Origin of the sequence: Pseudomonas sp. (assembly GCF_040514055.1) — a bacterium.
In the GTDB taxonomy this organism is placed as follows: Bacteria; Pseudomonadota; Gammaproteobacteria; order Pseudomonadales; family Pseudomonadaceae; genus Aquipseudomonas.
In genome coordinates this window covers 23,305-39,013 of record NZ_JBEVDL010000023.1, presented here as the reverse complement: position 1 = coordinate 39,013, position 15,709 = coordinate 23,305, and the positions used below count along the sequence as shown (strand labels likewise).

12 protein-coding genes and 1 riboswitch are annotated in these 15,709 nt (G+C 66.0%); of the genes, 3 read left to right on the top strand and 9 right to left on the bottom strand.

Features of this window, described 5'->3' with window-relative positions:
- Nucleotides 1-6 precede the first annotated feature (6 nt).
- The 3 genes from ABWY06_RS05850 to ABWY06_RS05840 all read right to left on the bottom strand — a co-directional run bounded on the left by ABWY06_RS05850 (nucleotide 7) and on the right by ABWY06_RS05840 (nucleotide 2,489).
- On the bottom strand, nucleotides 7-819 hold the full coding sequence (locus ABWY06_RS05850; protein ID WP_353924622.1) for an aldo/keto reductase: 813 nt from the start codon (nucleotides 817-819) through the stop codon (nucleotides 7-9).
- Nucleotides 816-1,991: an NAD(P)/FAD-dependent oxidoreductase gene (locus tag ABWY06_RS05845; protein WP_353924621.1), complete on the bottom strand. Its 1,176-nt coding sequence runs from the start codon at nucleotides 1,989-1,991 to the stop codon at nucleotides 816-818. The genes ABWY06_RS05850 and ABWY06_RS05845 overlap by 4 nt, the downstream gene beginning before the upstream one ends.
- A 165-nt stretch (nucleotides 1,992-2,156) precedes the next feature.
- The gene (locus ABWY06_RS05840; protein WP_353924620.1) at nucleotides 2,157-2,489 is read right to left on the bottom strand and encodes a DMT family transporter; all 333 of its coding nucleotides are present in this window, start codon (nucleotides 2,487-2,489) and stop codon (nucleotides 2,157-2,159) included.
- Nucleotides 2,490-2,573: 84 nt separating this feature from the next.
- On the opposite strand from ABWY06_RS05840, the gene ABWY06_RS05835 reads away from it, so the two are divergent.
- Entirely contained in the window at nucleotides 2,574-3,458 is an 885-nt protein-coding gene (locus tag ABWY06_RS05835; RefSeq protein ID WP_353924619.1) for a LysR family transcriptional regulator, read from the top strand.
- A gap of 70 nt (nucleotides 3,459-3,528) precedes the next feature.
- Nucleotides 3,529-4,800, top strand: coding sequence for a lipid IV(A) 3-deoxy-D-manno-octulosonic acid transferase (gene waaA, locus ABWY06_RS05830; protein ID WP_353924618.1), 1,272 nt, complete (start codon nucleotides 3,529-3,531; stop codon nucleotides 4,798-4,800).
- A gap of 103 nt (nucleotides 4,801-4,903) precedes the next feature.
- Here the strand turns inward: waaA and ABWY06_RS05825 are convergent, their stop codons facing one another.
- Nucleotides 4,904-6,352, bottom strand: a complete 1,449-nt coding sequence (locus ABWY06_RS05825; protein WP_353924617.1) for a TolC family outer membrane protein — start codon at nucleotides 6,350-6,352, stop codon at nucleotides 4,904-4,906.
- A 222-nt stretch (nucleotides 6,353-6,574) separates the two neighbouring features.
- Nucleotides 6,575-6,680, top strand: a riboswitch (TPP riboswitch).
- Between the two features lie 122 nt (nucleotides 6,681-6,802).
- Between ABWY06_RS05825 and thiC the strand changes: the two genes are divergently transcribed.
- The gene (gene thiC, locus ABWY06_RS05820) at nucleotides 6,803-8,692 is read left to right on the top strand and encodes a phosphomethylpyrimidine synthase ThiC (protein WP_353924616.1); all 1,890 of its coding nucleotides are present in this window, start codon (nucleotides 6,803-6,805) and stop codon (nucleotides 8,690-8,692) included.
- 359 nt (nucleotides 8,693-9,051) lie between these two features.
- On the opposite strand, the gene ABWY06_RS05815 is transcribed toward thiC, so the two are convergent.
- Genes ABWY06_RS05815 through ABWY06_RS05795 form a run of 5 tightly spaced genes read right to left on the bottom strand, consistent with a single transcriptional unit; the run spans nucleotide 9,052 to nucleotide 15,708 of the window.
- Nucleotides 9,052-10,269 (bottom strand): DUF1302 family protein, encoded by a 1,218-nt coding sequence (locus tag ABWY06_RS05815; RefSeq protein ID WP_353924615.1) that lies wholly within the window; start codon nucleotides 10,267-10,269, stop codon nucleotides 9,052-9,054.
- Entirely contained in the window at nucleotides 10,269-11,051 is a 783-nt protein-coding gene (locus ABWY06_RS05810; protein ID WP_353924614.1) for an outer membrane lipoprotein-sorting protein, read from the bottom strand. Before ABWY06_RS05810 ends, ABWY06_RS05815 begins: the two co-directional genes overlap by 1 nt.
- Before the next feature lie 10 nt (nucleotides 11,052-11,061).
- Nucleotides 11,062-11,970, bottom strand: coding sequence for a hypothetical protein (locus ABWY06_RS05805; RefSeq protein ID WP_353924613.1), 909 nt, complete (start codon nucleotides 11,968-11,970; stop codon nucleotides 11,062-11,064).
- Nucleotides 11,963-14,488 (bottom strand): efflux RND transporter permease subunit, encoded by a 2,526-nt coding sequence (locus tag ABWY06_RS05800; protein ID WP_353924612.1) that lies wholly within the window; start codon nucleotides 14,486-14,488, stop codon nucleotides 11,963-11,965. The genes ABWY06_RS05805 and ABWY06_RS05800 overlap by 8 nt, the downstream gene beginning before the upstream one ends.
- Nucleotides 14,485-15,708, bottom strand: coding sequence for an acyl-CoA dehydrogenase family protein (locus tag ABWY06_RS05795; RefSeq protein ID WP_353924611.1), 1,224 nt, complete (start codon nucleotides 15,706-15,708; stop codon nucleotides 14,485-14,487). The genes ABWY06_RS05800 and ABWY06_RS05795 overlap by 4 nt, the downstream gene beginning before the upstream one ends.
- Nucleotide 15,709 lies beyond the last annotated feature (1 nt).

Sequence of the window (15,709 nt, the reverse complement as noted above, 5' to 3'; positions counted from 1 at the left end):
GCGGCCTTAGGGCAAGGCGTGGAGTACCGCGGCGGCGGTGCTGACATTATGGGACAGGTGCAGCGGATCGATGGTTCCGACTATGGCGCTGGCCACCCCGGGATGGCTGAACAGCAGCTCGAAGCTGGCCCGTACCGGGTCGGTACCGGGGCTCAGGCAGAGATGCCCGCTGGCCAGGGCTTTCTTGATCAGGATGCCCTTGCCGAGCGCCTGGGCGCGGTCCAATACCGGCCGCTCGGCCTGCTCGCCGAGGTTATAGGTGACCATGGCGCAATCGCCTCGCTCCAACGCCAGCAGGCCGCCCTCGACGGTCTTGCCGGAGAAGCCGAAGCCGCGCAGCTTGCCTTCCGCCTTCAGCGCCGCCAGGGTGTCGTACACCGGGTTGTCCTGCAGCACCGCCAGGTCATTGCCGTCGGAATGCACCAGCACCAGGTCGATGCAGTCGGTTTCCAGACGGCGCAGGCTGCGCTCCACGGAAAAGCGCGTATGGGCGGCGCTGAAGTCGTGGCGCGACTGGCCGGCCTCGAACTCCTCGCCGACCTTGCTGACGATCACCCAGTCGTCGCGTTGGCCGCGTAACAGTGGGCCGAGGCGCTCTTCGCTACGGCCGTAGGCCGGCGCCGTGTCGATCAGGTTGATGCCCAGCGAGCGGGCCAGGTCCAGCAGTTGGCGAGCTTCCTGGTCGTCCGGAATGCGAAAGCCCTGAGGGTACTTGACGCCCTGGTCGCGGCCCAACTTGACCGTGCCCAGGCCCAGGGGCGAGACCCGCAGGCCGCTGCTGCCCAAGGGGCGCCACAGGTCGTGGAGGGTCGCGGTCATGGCAGCAGGGTCTCCCAGACGGGCTGGCCAAGCGCGGGCCGCGGCCCGTCGAGCGGTGTCGGATGACTGCCGGGCTGCACGCCGTCGCGGGCCAGGGCCGCCAGCACCCGGTCGGCGAAATCCGGTGCCAGGGCCAGCTTGGTCGGCCAGCCGACCAGCAAGCGCTGCTGCTCGCTGAGAAAGGCGTTGTCGGGGCGCACCAGGCCGGATTGTGCCGGCTCGGCGCGGTCGACGCGCAATGTCGCCCACTGGGCCGTGCTCAGGTCGATCCAGGGCAGCAGGTCGGCCAGCTCCTGCTGGGCGGCACGGATCTGCGCAGCCGCGTCGCGTGCCACGCCGGCGGCCTCGGCCAGGTCACCGCCGAGGTACCAGACCCATTGCCCGTCGGCGGCGGGGTGGCTGGTGACGGTGACCCGCGGCTTCGGCCCGCCGCCCAGGCAATGGGCATACAGGGGTTTGAGTCCGGGTCCCTTGACCAGCACCATGTGCAGGGGGCGGCGCTGCATGGCCGGTTGGCTCAGGCCCAGTTCGCTGAGCAGCGCGGCGTTGCCGGCGCCAGCGCTGAGTACGATGCGTTGCGCCTGCACGGCGCGCCCGTCGATGCGCAAGCCCACCAGTTCGCCCTGTTCGTGCAGCGGCTCGAGGCGCTCGGCGGCCAGCAGGCTGTCACCGGCCAGCTCGACCAGGCGCGCGATCAGGCTGGGGACGTCCAGCACCAGCTCGTCGAGGCGGTAGACCTTGCCTTTGAATTTGGGGTGTTGCAGCGCGGCGGGCAAGTCAGCGCCCTTGACCGGGTCGACACGGCTGCGCACCGCCTTGCTGGCGAAAAAACTGGTGAGGTTGCCGGCCAGGGTGCCGGGGGACCACAGGTAGTGAGCATCCGAGAGCAGGCGAACGCCGGATAGGTTCAACTCACCGTCACCGCCCAGGGCATCGCGCCAGCGCCGGGGCATGTCGGCGATGGCCTCGGAGGCGCCGCTCAAGGCGCCATGCAGGGCGTACTTGGCGCCGCCATGGATGATGCCCTGGGAGGCGAGGCTCTGGCCGCCACCCAGCGTCGCGTTTTCCACCAGCAGCGTGGCGAAGCCCTGGCGGCGCAGGCGTGCATTCAACCAGAGCCCGGCGATGCCGCCGCCGACGATCAGCACATCGGTGGAAAGGGGGTGGGACATAAGGGCGAGCCGCCTTGATCGGAAACGGGCGGGCAGTATAAGCCTTTGGGGCGGCTTCAAGCTTCAAGCTTCAAGCGGTAAGGGCAGCTGCAAACTGCAAACTGCAAACGGCCGGCTTCAGGCTTTTACTTGCGGCTGATGGCTTGCCGCTTGCTGCTGCTTCATTCAATGCCCGGTGCTGGCGGAGAACAGCTGAATCACCACCACGCCGGCAACGATCAGGCCCATGCCGAGCACCGCCGGCAGGTCGAGTTTCTGACCGTAGATCAGTGCGGCGGCGATGCTTACCAGGACGATGCCCAGACCGGCCCATACCGCGTAGGCGACGCCCACCGGGATGGTGCGCACCACCAGCGTCAGCATCCAGAAGGCGATCGCATAGCCGCCGATCACCAGCAACAGCGGCAAGGGTTTGTTGAAACCGTCGATGGCTTTCATCGAGGTGGTGGCGACCACTTCAGCGGCGATGGCAACGGTGAGGTAGAGGTAACCGGACATGACAGACACTCCTGGGTGATGCACCGATTCTAAGGCACTGGCCGATGGGGTAAAGTGATTACCTATCTATCAAGGAGATAGGTTATGCAGTGGAACCTCGATCAGCTGCGCTTATTCGTCAGCGTTGCCGAGCAGCACTCCTTCTCCGCCGCGGCCCGCCAGCTCAAGCGGGTGCAGTCGGCGGTCAGCAGCGCCATCGCCTTGCTCGAGGCCGACCTGGGCGTGCTCTTGTTCGAGCGCAGCAGCGGCCGCCAACCGCACCTGACCGACGCCGGACGGGCCTTGCTGGAGGAGGCGCGCGAGGTGCTGCGCCAGTGCGAGCGGCTGGAGGGGCGGGCGCTCGGCCTGGTGCGCGGCGAAGAACTTAGCCTGCGCCTGGCCCAGGACGAGGCCATGCCTTATCAGCCGGTGCTCGACAGCCTGGTGGCACTGGCCCAGCGTTTTCCTCACCTGGAGGTGCAGACGGCGAGTGCCGCCCAGGGCGATGTGGCGCGCAAGTTGGTCGAGCGCCGCGCCGACCTGGGCCTGCTGTTCCACCATGCAGGCATGCCCACAGCACTGGAACGTCGCGGCCTGGGCAGCGTGGAGCTGGTCACCGTGTGCGGGGTCGGTCACCCGTTGGCCCAACACGGTCGGGTCGGTCGCCGTGAGTTGGCGCAACATCGGCAAGTCATGATCGCGCCGCTGCAGAGTGATTACCCGGGCGCCGAGCAGATCAGTCCGCAGGTCTGGCGCGCCGACAGCTTCTATGTGATGGCCGAATTGCTGCTGCGCAACCTGGGCTGGGCCTGGCTGCCGCGCCACGTGGTGCAATACCCGACCTACCGCAACCTGCTGGTGGAACTGGTCAGCGACTGGACGCCGCCACCGCTGGTGGTGGAGCTGGTCTGGCGCCGCGACGAGCCCCCTGGGCCGGCCGCGCGCTGGCTGGGCGAGCGGTTTGCCGAGCAGCTGCGGGCGCTGGGTTGATACCTGTCACGCTGGTGCGGGGCGCCTGGCGGGTTCGCCTGGCGCGCGTAACCCAGTACACTGGCGCCCCATGACTCGACCCCTCTACAGCCTGTTGTTTCACCTTTGCCTACCCTTGATCGCCCTGCGTCTGCTGTGGCGTGCTTGGCGCGCGCCGGCCTACCGGCAGCGGCTCGGCGAGCGCCTGGCGCTCGGCCTGCCGCCGTTGGCTCCCGGCGGCATCTGGGTGCACGCGGTCTCGGTGGGCGAGAGCATTGCCGCCGCGCCGATGATCCGCGCCCTGCAGGCGCGTTATCCGCAACTGCCGATCACCGTCACCTGCATGACGCCGACCGGTTCCGAGCGCATCCGCGCCCTGTTTGGCGACTCGGTGCAGCATTGCTACCTGCCCTATGACCTGCCCTGGGCGGCGGCCCGCTTCCTCGAGCGGGTACGCCCCCAATTGGCGATCATCATGGAAACCGAGCTGTGGCCCAACCATATCCACCAGTGTGCCCGGCGCGGCATCCCGGTAGTGCTGGCCAACGCACGACTCTCAGCCCGCTCGGCCCGCGGCTATGGCCGCTTCGCCCGCCTGACCGCACCGATGCTGGCCCAGCTGAGCTGGATCGCGGTGCAGAGCGAGGCCGAGGCCGAGCGCTTTCGCGCCTTGGGCGCGCGGCCAGGCTGCGTCGAGGTCACCGGCTCGATCAAGTTCGATCTGCCCATCGACCCGCAATTGCCGTTGCGGGCCGCGGCGCTGCGGGCGGACTGGCAGGCGACGGCGCGGCCACTGTGGATTGCCGCCAGTACCCACGCCGGGGAAGACGAAGTGGTGCTGGACGCGCACCGGCGGCTGCGGCACGTGCAACCCGAGGCCTTGTTGATCCTGGTGCCGCGCCATCCCGAGCGGTTCGCCGGGGTGTTCGAGTTGTGCTGCCAAAGCGGCTTTGCCACTGCACGGCGATCACTGGGTGAGCCGGTCGGGGCGTCCACTGGCGTAGTGCTGGGCGATACCATGGGCGAGTTGCTGTTTCTCTACGCCTTGGCCGATATCGCCCTGGTCGGCGGCAGCCTGGTGCCCAGTGGCGGGCACAACCTGCTGGAGCCGGCGGCCCTGGGCAAGCCGGTGCTCAGTGGTCCGCAGCTGTTCAATTTCCTCGAGATCGCCGCGCTGTTGCGCGCCGCTGGCGCCTTGCAGGAGGTGACCGATGCGGCCTCGCTGAGCCTGGCGCTGCAACAGGCCTGGACCGATCCGGCCGCCACCCACGCCCGGGCCCAGGCCGGGCTGGCCGTGGTGCGGGCCAACCAGGGGGCGCTGAATCGGTTGCTGGACGGCCTGGGGCGGCTGTTGCCGGTTTGATCCGCGGTCCGGGTGCCGGCGAAGCAGGTGCCCGGCGAGCATTCCGGCGGAACTGGGGCCCGGGCTTTCCAGTCCGAGCCGGTTCTGCCGAGGTGCGACGACCTTAGAAGTCGGCCTGGTTTTTCAGCCGGGTGTCGGCGGCCTTGGCCAAGTCCGGCGGCAGGAAGTCGGTATCCGGGTTGTAGTCCGACTTGAGGAAGGTCCCCAGGGCTTCCAGGTCGCTGGGGCTCAGGGTGCCGGCCGCCTGCTTGAGGCGCAGGTTATTGAGGATGTAGTCGTACCGCGCGTTGTTGTAGTCGCGCACCGAGCTGTAGAGCTGGCGCTGGGCGTCGAGCACGTCGACGATATTGCGGGTACCGACCTGATAACCGATCTCGGTGGCTTCCAGGGCGCTCTGGTTGGAAATGATCGATTGCTTGCGGGCCTGGACCTGTTCCACATCGGTGTTCACCGCGCGGTGCAGGTTGCGGGTGTCCTGCACCACCTGGCGGCGCAGGCTTTCCCGTTGCTGTTCGGTCTGGTTCAGGCGCTGATAGGACTCGCGTACCTGGGAGCTGGTCAGGCCGCCGCTGTAGAGCGGCACGTTCAGCTGCAGGCCGATGGTGCGTTGCTCGACGTCGCTGCCGTAGGAACGCCCGCTCAGGCCACTGGCATCGCTGTTGCTGAAGCCCAGGCTGTCGTTGTCGCCCTTGCGGTAGCTGGCCACCGCATCCAGGGTCGGGGCATGCCCGGCCTTGCGCTGGCGCAGGGTCTCTTCGGCCGCGTCGACTGCATAGTTGCTGGCTTGCAGGTTAAGGTTCTGCGCGGCCGCGGTGTCGACCCAGGCCTTGGCGTCGTTCGGCGTCGGCGCCAGCACCGGCAGGGTGTGCAGCACGCCTTCGAGGGCGTTGTGCTCGCGGTTGGTCAGGGTGATCAAGGCCTGGAAGGCGTCGTCCACCTGGCGCTGGGCGATGATGCGGTTGGCCCGCGCGGTGTCGAAGCCGGCCTGGGCCTCGAGCACGTCGGTCTTGTCCGACAGGCCCACGTCAAAGCGCTCGTTGGCCTGGTCCATCTGGCGCTTGAACGCAGCTTCTTCGGCTTTGGTGGCGGCCAGGTTGTCCTGGGCACGCAGTACCGAGAAGTAACCTTCGGCACTCTGCAGGATCAGGTTCTGTTCGGTGGCCGAGAGCTCCAGGGCCGCTTGCTCGCTGACCGCTTCGGCGGCCTTGAGCTGGAACCAGCGGTCGGCGCGAAACAACGGTTGGCTGAGGTTGGCCTGGTAGACCATGCCGCTGCGCGAACTGCTGCTGGCGGGCTGGTCCAGCTCGGTGCGGGTGTTGTTCAGCTCGGCGCCACCGGACAGGTTAGGCAACAGGCCGGCGCGGGCCTGGGGCACGACCTCGCGGCGGGCCTCGTAGTCGGCGCGGGCGGCGGCCAGGTCGGCGTTATTGCTGGCAGCCTCTTGATAGACGGTGATCAAGTCCGTCCGGGCCGACAGGGGGGCTTCTTCTGCCCAGGCCAATCCATTGGAAGCGGCGGCCACGGCGAGTGCCAGCGAGAGTCTGCGCAGCATTGGGGCAATCCTGATTTGATAAGCAGCGGATAAGACCCGCAAGGCTAAGTCCCGCCGCTTGGGGGGTCAAGCAGGCTGATGGTCCTGGCCGGCCAGTTTGCAACAAGCTATGTTGCCCGTCGGGAACAATCGCCGTGGTTGCGGGTCGTCATTATCCGACGCGTCGGTCGGTTTTTTTGACCCCGAGGTTGGTTTTCTGGGCGCGCCTTGATTAGACTGGCGAGGTTCTTGTCGGGGTGCCTTGAGTGAAGGCTGAGATCGGATAATTCCGGATCCCGTTGAACCTGATCAGGTTAGCGCCTGCGTAGGGAACAAGATTGCTCGCCCTTGGCGAGTCCTCTGGCACCGGCCACGGTGCACTCTGCACGCCCCCCTCAGGTTTCTCGCTCCGACAATTCATGCCGCCCTTATGCCGTCCAGGCTTTGGCTGATTCCGTGGAGCGTTTCCCGATGAGCACACAACAACAAAAGAACCTGAGCGAAAGTGCCCAGGTCGACCAGCAATCCGTCCAGCCCTTTACCCGCTCGCAAAAAATCTACGTGACCGGCTCGCGGCCGGATATCCGCGTGCCCATGCGCGAAATCAGCCTGGACGTCACGCCGACCGATTTCGGGGGCGAGATCAACGCCCCGGTGGTGGTCTATGACACCTCCGGCCCCTACACCGATCCGAACGTGATCATCGACGTGCGCCAGGGGCTGGCCGATGTACGCTCGCCCTGGATCGAGTCCCGTGGCGATACCGAGCGGCTGCCGGGCCTGAGTTCGCAGTTCGGTCAGCAGCGCCTGGCCGATGCCGAGCTGACCAAGCTGCGCTTCGCCCACGTCAACAGCCCGCGCCGCGCCAAGCCCGGCGCCAACGTCAGTCAGATGCACTATGCCCGCCAGGGCATCATCACCGCCGAGATGGAATACGTCGCCATCCGCGAAAACATGAAGTTGGAAGTGGCCCGTGCCGCGGGGCTGCTGGAGCAGCAGCACGCCGGGCACAGCTTTGGCGCCAGCGTGCCGAAGATCATCACCCCCGAGTTTGTCCGCGACGAGATCGCCCGCGGTCGCGCGATCATTCCGGCCAACATCAACCACACCGAGCTGGAGCCGATGATTATCGGCCGCAACTTCCTGGTGAAGATCAACGGCAATATCGGCAACAGCGCCCTGGGTTCCTCCATCGAGGAAGAAGTGGCCAAGCTGACCTGGGGTATCCGCTGGGGCTCGGACACGGTGATGGACCTGTCCACCGGCAAGCATATTCACGAGACGCGCGAGTGGATCATCCGCAACTCGCCGGTGCCGATCGGCACGGTGCCCATCTATCAGGCGCTGGAGAAGGTCAATGGCGCCGCCGAGGAGCTGACCTGGGAGCTGTTCCGCGACACCCTGATCGAGCAGGCCGAGCAGGGCGTGGATTACTTCACCATCCACGCCGGCGTGCTGCTGCGCTACGTGCCGATGACCGCCAAGCGGGTCACCGGTATCGTCTCGCGGGGTGGTTCGATCATGGCCAAGTGGTGCCTGGCGCACCACAAGGAAAACTTCCTCTACACGCATTTCGAAGACATCTGCGAAATCATGAAGGCCTACGACGTCAGCTTCTCCCTGGGCGACGGCCTGCGTCCGGGATCGATCGCGGATGCCAACGACGCGGCGCAGTTCGGCGAGCTGGAAACCCTTGGCGAGCTGACCAAGATCGCCTGGAAACATGATGTGCAGACCATGATCGAAGGCCCGGGCCATGTGCCCATGCAGTTGATCAAGGAGAACATGGACAAGCAGCTGGAGTGCTGCGACGAGGCGCCGTTCTACACCCTCGGCCCCCTGACCACCGATATCGCCCCGGGTTACGACCACATCACCTCGGGCATCGGCGCCGCCATGATCGGCTGGTTCGGTTGCGCGATGCTCTGCTATGTCACGCCCAAGGAGCACCTGGGCCTGCCGAACAAGGATGACGTCAAGACCGGGATCATTACCTACAAGATCGCCGCCCACGCGGCGGACCTGGCCAAGGGGCACCCGGGCGCGCAGATCCGCGACAATGCCTTGTCCAAGGCGCGTTTCGAGTTCCGCTGGCAGGACCAGTTCAACCTCGGCCTGGACCCGGACACGGCCCGTGCCTACCACGACGAGACCCTGCCCAAGGATTCGGCCAAGGTCGCGCACTTCTGCTCCATGTGCGGGCCGAAATTCTGCTCGATGAAGATCACCCAGGAGGTGCGGGTCTACGCCGAGGAACAGCGCATCGCCGCCCTCGACCTGGGGGCCGAGGCCGAGCAGGGCATGCAGGCCAAGGCCGCCGAGTTCAAGGCCCAGGGCAGTCAGCTGTACCATAAGGTGTAACGCCCGCCTGGCGGGGCGCACTGAAAAAAGCGCGTCCGGGTACTGCCCGGACGCGCTTTTTTTGCCTGGGTCCGCGTCCAGGAACTGCGTTCCTGAACGAGGCCTTCAGCCGCGCTGGAGAACCAGCACGCCGACGCTCCCCCGACTGGCCAGCCTGACCGGCATGAATACCCAAGTGCCGACTCGCGGAGGGTGGAGGACGCCTTATCCATCCACCTTGTAGGGCACTGGATACCCGCCTGCGCGGGTATGACGGTCTGAGCGCGCGTGCCCTGCCTGCAGCCATGACTGAAAGGTTTTTCGAAGGGCGTTTTCTTATCAACCCGAGCCCGGTACGTCGAGCGAACCGGGCATCCCGCCTAGAAACTGAAGTCCCGCCGCACCTGCAGATAGACCCGGTCCTGCTGGTCGAACTGCCCGTATTGGCTGGCCTGTCCGCCGCTGAAGCCGATCACCCCGGTTTCCAGGTGCCACTGGTTCCAGGGGCGGTAGCCCAGGGCCGCCTTGAACATCTGGCTGCTCTGGTCCTGGCGGTTGTAGAGCCACAGCAGTTCGGCGTTGAGGCGCTGTTTCGACCAGTCTTTCAGGACTGCCGCCGAGGCCTCGTAGCCGGTGGGGTGTTTCAGGCTGTCCGGAGCGCCGTGACGGTGGCTGACGGTGGCCTGCAGGTTGACCGTCCATTCGTTCTTGGTCAGGTCCAGGCCGAGCAGGGCGGCGCTGCGCGGTACGTCCTTGACGCCCTCCGGGGTCTGCAGCGGCTCATGGAACAGGTGCACCAGGTCGCCCCGCACCACCCACTGGCCCAGGGGGCGGGCGAACGAGCTGCCAACCAGGCTGCGCCGGCGCTGGCCCTCGACTTGCCGGCCGTCTTCCATCAGATACACCGGATCGGGACTCAGGCCGTCGAACAGGTAGAAATCCAGGTCGGTGCCCTCGACCAGGGTCTTGCCGCGCCAGCCGACGTCCGGCCGTTCATGGTCGTCATGCTCGTCGGGCAGGCCATCGGGCACCAGCGGCATGGCGAAATCCGCCCCCGTGGGCGCGTAGCGGGTTTTCTGCGCCCGCGGTGCGAGTATCCATTGGTGCTCCATGCTGTCGCCGTAGAATTCGGCCAGCGCCATCGGCCGGGTCTGCCGGCCGAGGGAGTAGTCGTCCAGGTAGGGCAACAGGAATTCGCGCAGGTCGAGGGGGTTGATCACATCCACCAGGCGAAAGTAATCACCCCGTCCCCAGGCCACCTGTTGCTGCCCCAGGCGCCATTGCCAGCGCTCGCCGGCCCAGGTGACGTAGAGTTCGCGCAGGTCCAGATCCTCGGCCATCTTGTCTTCCAGCCGCCCGCCGGCGTCCCGGTACTGGCTGCGATAGCGGCCCAGCAGCACCGAGTCGAGGGTCCAGTCGCCTTCGCTGGCGCGGGTCTCCAGCACGGCTTCCAGGCGATGCCCGGAACTGCCGGTGCCGGTGACATTGTCGTGGTAGCGTTCCTCCAGGTGGCCGCGGCTGCTGATGCTGGGCGCCGCCGTCGCCGGCAGGCAGCCCAGGGCGGCCAGGCCCAGCAGGGCCGGGTACAACGCCCGCATCAGCGAATGCCATTGCGCAGCGCGCGTTCGGTGAAGTCGTTGTCCGGCAAGTTCAGGTTGTAGTCGGCCTGGGCTCGCACCAGCTTGGTCTTGCCACCTTCCACCAGGTTGCTCATCAGCGACTCGGTGACTGTCCAATAGCCCTCGACCTCGGCCACCCCGAGCACTTCGAAGGTCTTGATCTGGCGCCCGCCGCGGAAGAACTCGTCACGCAGTATCAGTTTGCGTTCCTGGTCGATATAGACCAGCCGCCGGCTGTAGCCGGTGCGCGGGTTCTCCAGGCCGTCGGCGGTGGTCGCCTCGATCACATGCACCGGCCGGCCATTGAGTTCTTCGCTGCGCCGGTATGTGTACTGGTAGTCCGCCACGCGCATGCGTTCGATGTCGGCGAAGGAGAAGTCGGTGCCCAGGAACGGGCCTTCCTTGGAGTTGGTGGCGATCCGCCGGGTCTTGCGCAGGGCCGGCAAGTACAGCCATTGGTCGTCCTCGCGGGCCGCGGCCTCGGCATAACTGTGCATCAGGATGCCGGTGCCGGCGGTGTCGCTGGGGGCGGTGAAGTACAGGGTCGACTTACGTTCCGCGCCGTACTCCTTTTCGTGCATCAGCAGCATGCGCTCGCGGACGAAACCGTCGGCCATGGTCTGCACCAGGGTCACCTCCGAGCGGCGATCCGCGCCTTCATCGCGGTCGCGGACCGCCTGCATGATTTCGGTGGGGTTGAAAGCATCGGCCAGGGCTGGAAACGCCAGCAGCAAGGCCAGGCTGCAAAAAAACGGACGCATATAAAACTCCTTAACGGCAATCCACGATGAGGTAACTGCTGGGGCTGGCGGACCAGGAGGCCGCCGTGGTGGAGCGGTAGCCGTCGATGCCGGGGGCTGGCGGCCCCGGCTTGGGGCCGAGCGCCACCAGGTTCAGGCGCTTGAAGTCCGGTCGCGCCAGGGCTTGCAGGTCACGGCTGCGCACGCTTTCGGCGATCATGTAGAGCTGCGCGACCTCGTCGCCGCTGGTTGGCAGCCCCGGCTCGCCGTTGAGCACCAGCCTGAGGTAACCCAGCAGGTCGGCGGCCGAGTAGACCAGCGGCATCTGCTGGCGCAGCTGGCTGGCCAGGGCCTGCAACTGCTTGAGGGTGTCGGCCGGCGGCGGTATCCGTTTGCCGGCGCTCATTTCCCACTCGGTCAGGCTCAGGCCCGCCAGGGCCCCTGTTTCGCCCGACTTGACCCGGCACTGCTGGCCGAAGGCGCCGGCCAGTTGGCCGGCGTAGCGGTTCAGCAGTTCGCCCTGTTCGGCCGGACTGTAGGGGTGCGCCAGGCGAAACCAGAAGTGCGTGCCGTCCTTTTGCCCGCTGACCAGGCGCGGTCCCAGCAGCGGGTGGTGATCCACCAGGCCGGCCAGGGTTTGCAGGCCGGCCGGGGTCAGTTCGCGGGTTTCGATCAGCCGGCGAAAGCGCACGTCGTCGCCTTGGACGGCGATGGCGTTGGTGCTCGCCAGGCTGTCCAGGGCCGCGAGCGGCGGTTGCCCCTGGCTATCGCGCAGGGTCCAGAGGTTTTCGGTGGCCGCCACCAGTTTTTGCAGATGGGACGCCTGGTAGACGCTGCCGCCAGGGTAGAGGGTCAATGCCAGCCAGTCATCGGCCCGGGCCGACAGGCTGGCCAGGCCCAGGCTGACGCCCAGGCCCAGCAATAGAGGAAACTTACGCATTGGCGGGACTGCCGTGGGGCGCCAAGCGCTCGCTTTCCCGGGTCGGTACGAAGACCGGCAGGGCGAGCAGGGCAAACACACCGCTGAACAGCATGGTCAGCGAAATGAAGTAGCCCAGGTTGACCAGCGCCTGGTAGCCCGACAGGCTCAGCACCAGAAAGCCCAGACCCAGGGCCAGGGTGTTGATCAGGATCGGCTTGCCGCAGTGCTGCAGGGCATACTGGGTGGCTTCCTGGGTCGTGCCGTGACTGCTGCGCATGGCTGCGATCACGTGGATCGCGTAGTCGATGCCGATGCCGAAGGAAATCGCCGCGATGATCGAGGTACCGATATCCAGGTCCGCACCGGTCAAGGCCATCAGCACGCAGATGCCTACTAGGGTGAAGACCAGCGGCAGCAGGGCGACAAAGCCCAGGCGGATCGAGTGGAACATGGCCATGACCATCAGGATGATGATCAGCGGCGACGACAGGATGCTGTTGATCTGGCCCCAGACCACCGCGTCGGTGGTAGCCACCAGGATCTCGCCGTATCCGGCCACACGGACGGTCATCCCGGCGGGCAGCACCTCCTTGGCATAGGCCAGGGTGTCCTGCATCACCTGGCTGACTTCCGAGGAGCGGTCGCTGTGCAGGATCGCCAGAACCCGGCCGTTCTGGAAGCGCCGGTCGACCACATCGAACAGGTCGCGGCCATTGGCGTTTTCATAGAGCAGGTAGTACTGCGCCAGCAGCGTGCCGCTCAGGTCGTCGGGCAGGCGATATTGTTCGGCGGAGAACTCGTCGCGGGTCACCTGATGCAAGCGTTTGACGAAGTCGGCCGAGGAGTAGGTGTAGCCGACCAGGGCCTGTTCGCGCAGGTGCTGCTGAATTTTATCGATGGCGCGCACTACTTCGGGACGCTTGAAGCTGTCCACGGTCTGGCTCTCGACCAGCACGCTGATCGGCGTGGTGCCGCCGAACTTGGCGTTGATCGCCGCGTCGTCCTGGCGAATCCGGCTGTCGGCCTCGAAGTAGCCGATGACCTGGTTATCCACCTTGAGGTTTTCCACCACGAACCAGCTGCTCAGGGCGATCAGCGCGAGCATGCCCAGTGCCAGCTGTTTGCCGAAGCGGGCGAAACGGCCCAGGCCGGCGATCAGGCGGTCCAGCGTGGTGCTGACGAGCAGGCCGTAGCGGGGCGGTTCGGATTTCCACAGGATCACGATGCAGGGTAGAAACACCACGGTGATGACCCAGGCGAAGAAAATCCCGAAGCCGGTGAAAATGCCGAACTCGAGGATAAAGGTGACATCGGTCCAGGCCAGCGAGAAGAAACCCACCAGGGTGGTCATGCAGGTGACGAACATCGGCCAGAACAGCTGCGACATGCAGGCATAGGCCGCGTCGATGCGATCCTGGCGCTTGGGGTTGGTCGGCAGATGACGGTAGTAGTCCGAAAGGAAGTGGATGGCATCGCACACGGCGATGGAAATGATGAACACCGGCATCATCGAGGTGATGATGTTCTGTTTCACATCGAAGGCGGCCATCAGGCCCAGGGTCCAGATCAGGCTGAAAATGGCGATCAGCAGCGGTGCAATCACCCCTTGCAGGCGACCGAAACTGACGAACAACACCAGCAGGATCACCAGCAGCACCGCGGGCAGCAGGGTCTGGTTGTCCTTCTCCATGTTCGAGGCGGTCTGCGAGGCGATCATCGGCGGGCCGCTCAGGTAGATGCGGTCGTCGCCCTTGACCTGATCGGTGATCGCCACTATCGCTTCGTACGCCTGCAGCATGGCCGGTGAATCGTCCTGGGCCAGGTTGAACTCGACCTGGATGGTGGTCGCGCTGCCATCGGCCGAAACCAGGCCGTTGAGGTAGAGCGGGTTCTCCAGCACCTCCCGGCGCAGGGCGTCCAGGCCCGCCTGGTCGCGGGGCAGGCTGGGCATCAGCGGATGCACATCCAGGGCGCCGTCGAGGGTCAGCATGTTTTCCAGGGTGACCAGGCTGCGCACCTTGCGGATCGGTACCAGGCGGGTCTGCAGGCTGTCGAGCCAGGCTTCCCGGGTGTGGCTGAGGGCGCCGCTGGCCGCCAGTTTTCCCTTCAGCGCATTCAGGCGAGTGATGTCGCTGGGCTCCAGGCCCTTGTCGAGGATGGCCTCGACATCGGTGCGCAGGCCCTCGTCAGCCAGCAGGGCGGTGAGTTTGTCGGTGTCGGCCGGCTGCACCAGGTTGATGCCCTGCAGCGCCCGGGTCAGCTCGCTGACCAGGGCCAGGCTTTGGGCATTGAAGATATTGCCCTGGGGATTTTCCAGGGCGACAAACGCCTGCTCGCCGGTGTTGGCGAACAACTTCTTGGTGTCGCTGTCTGCCATCCGGCTCGGGTGGCTCTTGTCGATCATGTAGGGTGTGCTGTTGATTTCCAGTCGGCCGGCACTGACGATCGCCAATGCGGTGATGGCCAGCAGGATGCCCAGCATCAGCCAGGGACGGTGCAGCATCCAGGCCAGCAGGCCAAGGGCGCGGGCTTTCATGCGGCAGCTCCTTCGGTGGTACGCGCCTGGTAGGCGTCCAGGCGCAGATCGGTTTTTTCCTTGCTGCGGTCCTGGGCTTCGGCGAGCAGGTTGGTCCAGATCACGTGTTTGTGGATCTCGATGGTGCCGCCGGCGAAAAACAGGCCGATCGAATCGCGCAGCAGCCGTTCGAAGTAATGATCACGGCGGTAGCCGTAGTTGCCGTGGATCTTCATCGCGGTCAGGCAGGCGTCGTGCAGGGCCTCGGACGCGAGGATCTTGATGATCGAGGCGAGCTTGGAGCAGTCCTCGCCGCGCTCCAGAGCGCTCAGGCCGCGCAGCAACACGCTGCGCAGGAGTTCGAGTTGGGTGTAGATCTGCACGATGTGTCCCTGCACGTACTGGTTGTCGCTGATCGGCTTGCCGAAGGCCAGGCGCTTGCTGCTGTAGGCAATGCATTCGTCGATCAGCGGTTGCACGCAGCCGGTGACGATCAGTCCGGTCAACACGCGCTCGACCAGGAAGCCGAAATACAGCACGCGCAGCCCCTGGCCTTCACCGCCGATCACGCTGTCCAGGTCCAGGGCAGCGTGTTCGAAATCGATGCTGCCGATCGGCGTGCCACGGTTGCCCAGCAGCTCGAAGGCCGCCGATTGGGTAATGCCTGGCTTGTCGGTCTCGGTCATGAAACAGGTGATGGCCTGGGCGCCGGCGCCCTCCAGGCGGGCGAAGGTCATGCACAGGTCGGCTACCGGGGCATTGGTGATGTTCCATTTCTGCCCTTGCAACACGTAGCCGGTGGCCGCGTAGCTGGCCGACAGCTTCAGTGCCCGTACATCCGAACCGCAGGTGGCCTCGGTGATGGCGAAGCAGCCGATTTTTTCGCCGCTGATCAGGTCCGGCAACCAGCGCTGGCACTGGGCCTCGCTGCCATAGCTGAGCAGGCCGGCCTGGACCAGGGCCACCTGGGCGACGAAAGACACCAGAATGCCCATGTCCTGACAGCCCTCGGCGAAGCCGTCGAGGGCCGCGGCGAATTCCCAGATCCCCAGGCCCTGGCCGCCGTAGGCGGTTGGCATATGCACACCGAACAGGCCGCTGCGCGCCAGGTTGCGCCACAGCTCGCGATCGAACGACAGGCTGCTGTCGCGCTGGCCGGCGGTCGGACGCACCAGTTCATGGCCCACCGTCTGATAACGGGCGCGAATCGCGCGTTGGTGCTCACTCCATGTGATCTGCATG

Coding starts and splice junctions, on each gene's coding strand:
- ABWY06_RS05840 (WP_353924620.1), bottom strand. CDS start 2,489: ATGTCCGGTTACCTCTACCTCACCGTTGCCATCGCCGCTGAAGTGGTC.
- ABWY06_RS05805 (WP_353924613.1), bottom strand. CDS start 11,970: ATGCGTAAGTTTCCTCTATTGCTGGGCCTGGGCGTCAGCCTGGGCCTG.
- ABWY06_RS05850 (WP_353924622.1), bottom strand. CDS start 819: ATGACCGCGACCCTCCACGACCTGTGGCGCCCCTTGGGCAGCAGCGGC.
- ABWY06_RS05845 (WP_353924621.1), bottom strand. CDS start 1,991: ATGTCCCACCCCCTTTCCACCGATGTGCTGATCGTCGGCGGCGGCATC.
- ABWY06_RS05800 (WP_353924612.1), bottom strand. CDS start 14,488: ATGAAAGCCCGCGCCCTTGGCCTGCTGGCCTGGATGCTGCACCGTCCC.
- ABWY06_RS05835 (WP_353924619.1), top strand. CDS start 2,574: ATGCAGTGGAACCTCGATCAGCTGCGCTTATTCGTCAGCGTTGCCGAG.
- ABWY06_RS05815 (WP_353924615.1), bottom strand. CDS start 10,269: ATGCGGGCGTTGTACCCGGCCCTGCTGGGCCTGGCCGCCCTGGGCTGC.
- waaA (WP_353924618.1), top strand. CDS start 3,529: ATGACTCGACCCCTCTACAGCCTGTTGTTTCACCTTTGCCTACCCTTG.
- thiC (WP_353924616.1), top strand. CDS start 6,803: ATGAGCACACAACAACAAAAGAACCTGAGCGAAAGTGCCCAGGTCGAC.
- ABWY06_RS05795 (WP_353924611.1), bottom strand. CDS start 15,708: ATGCAGATCACATGGAGTGAGCACCAACGCGCGATTCGCGCCCGTTAT.
- ABWY06_RS05825 (WP_353924617.1), bottom strand. CDS start 6,352: ATGCTGCGCAGACTCTCGCTGGCACTCGCCGTGGCCGCCGCTTCCAAT.
- ABWY06_RS05810 (WP_353924614.1), bottom strand. CDS start 11,051: ATGCGTCCGTTTTTTTGCAGCCTGGCCTTGCTGCTGGCGTTTCCAGCC.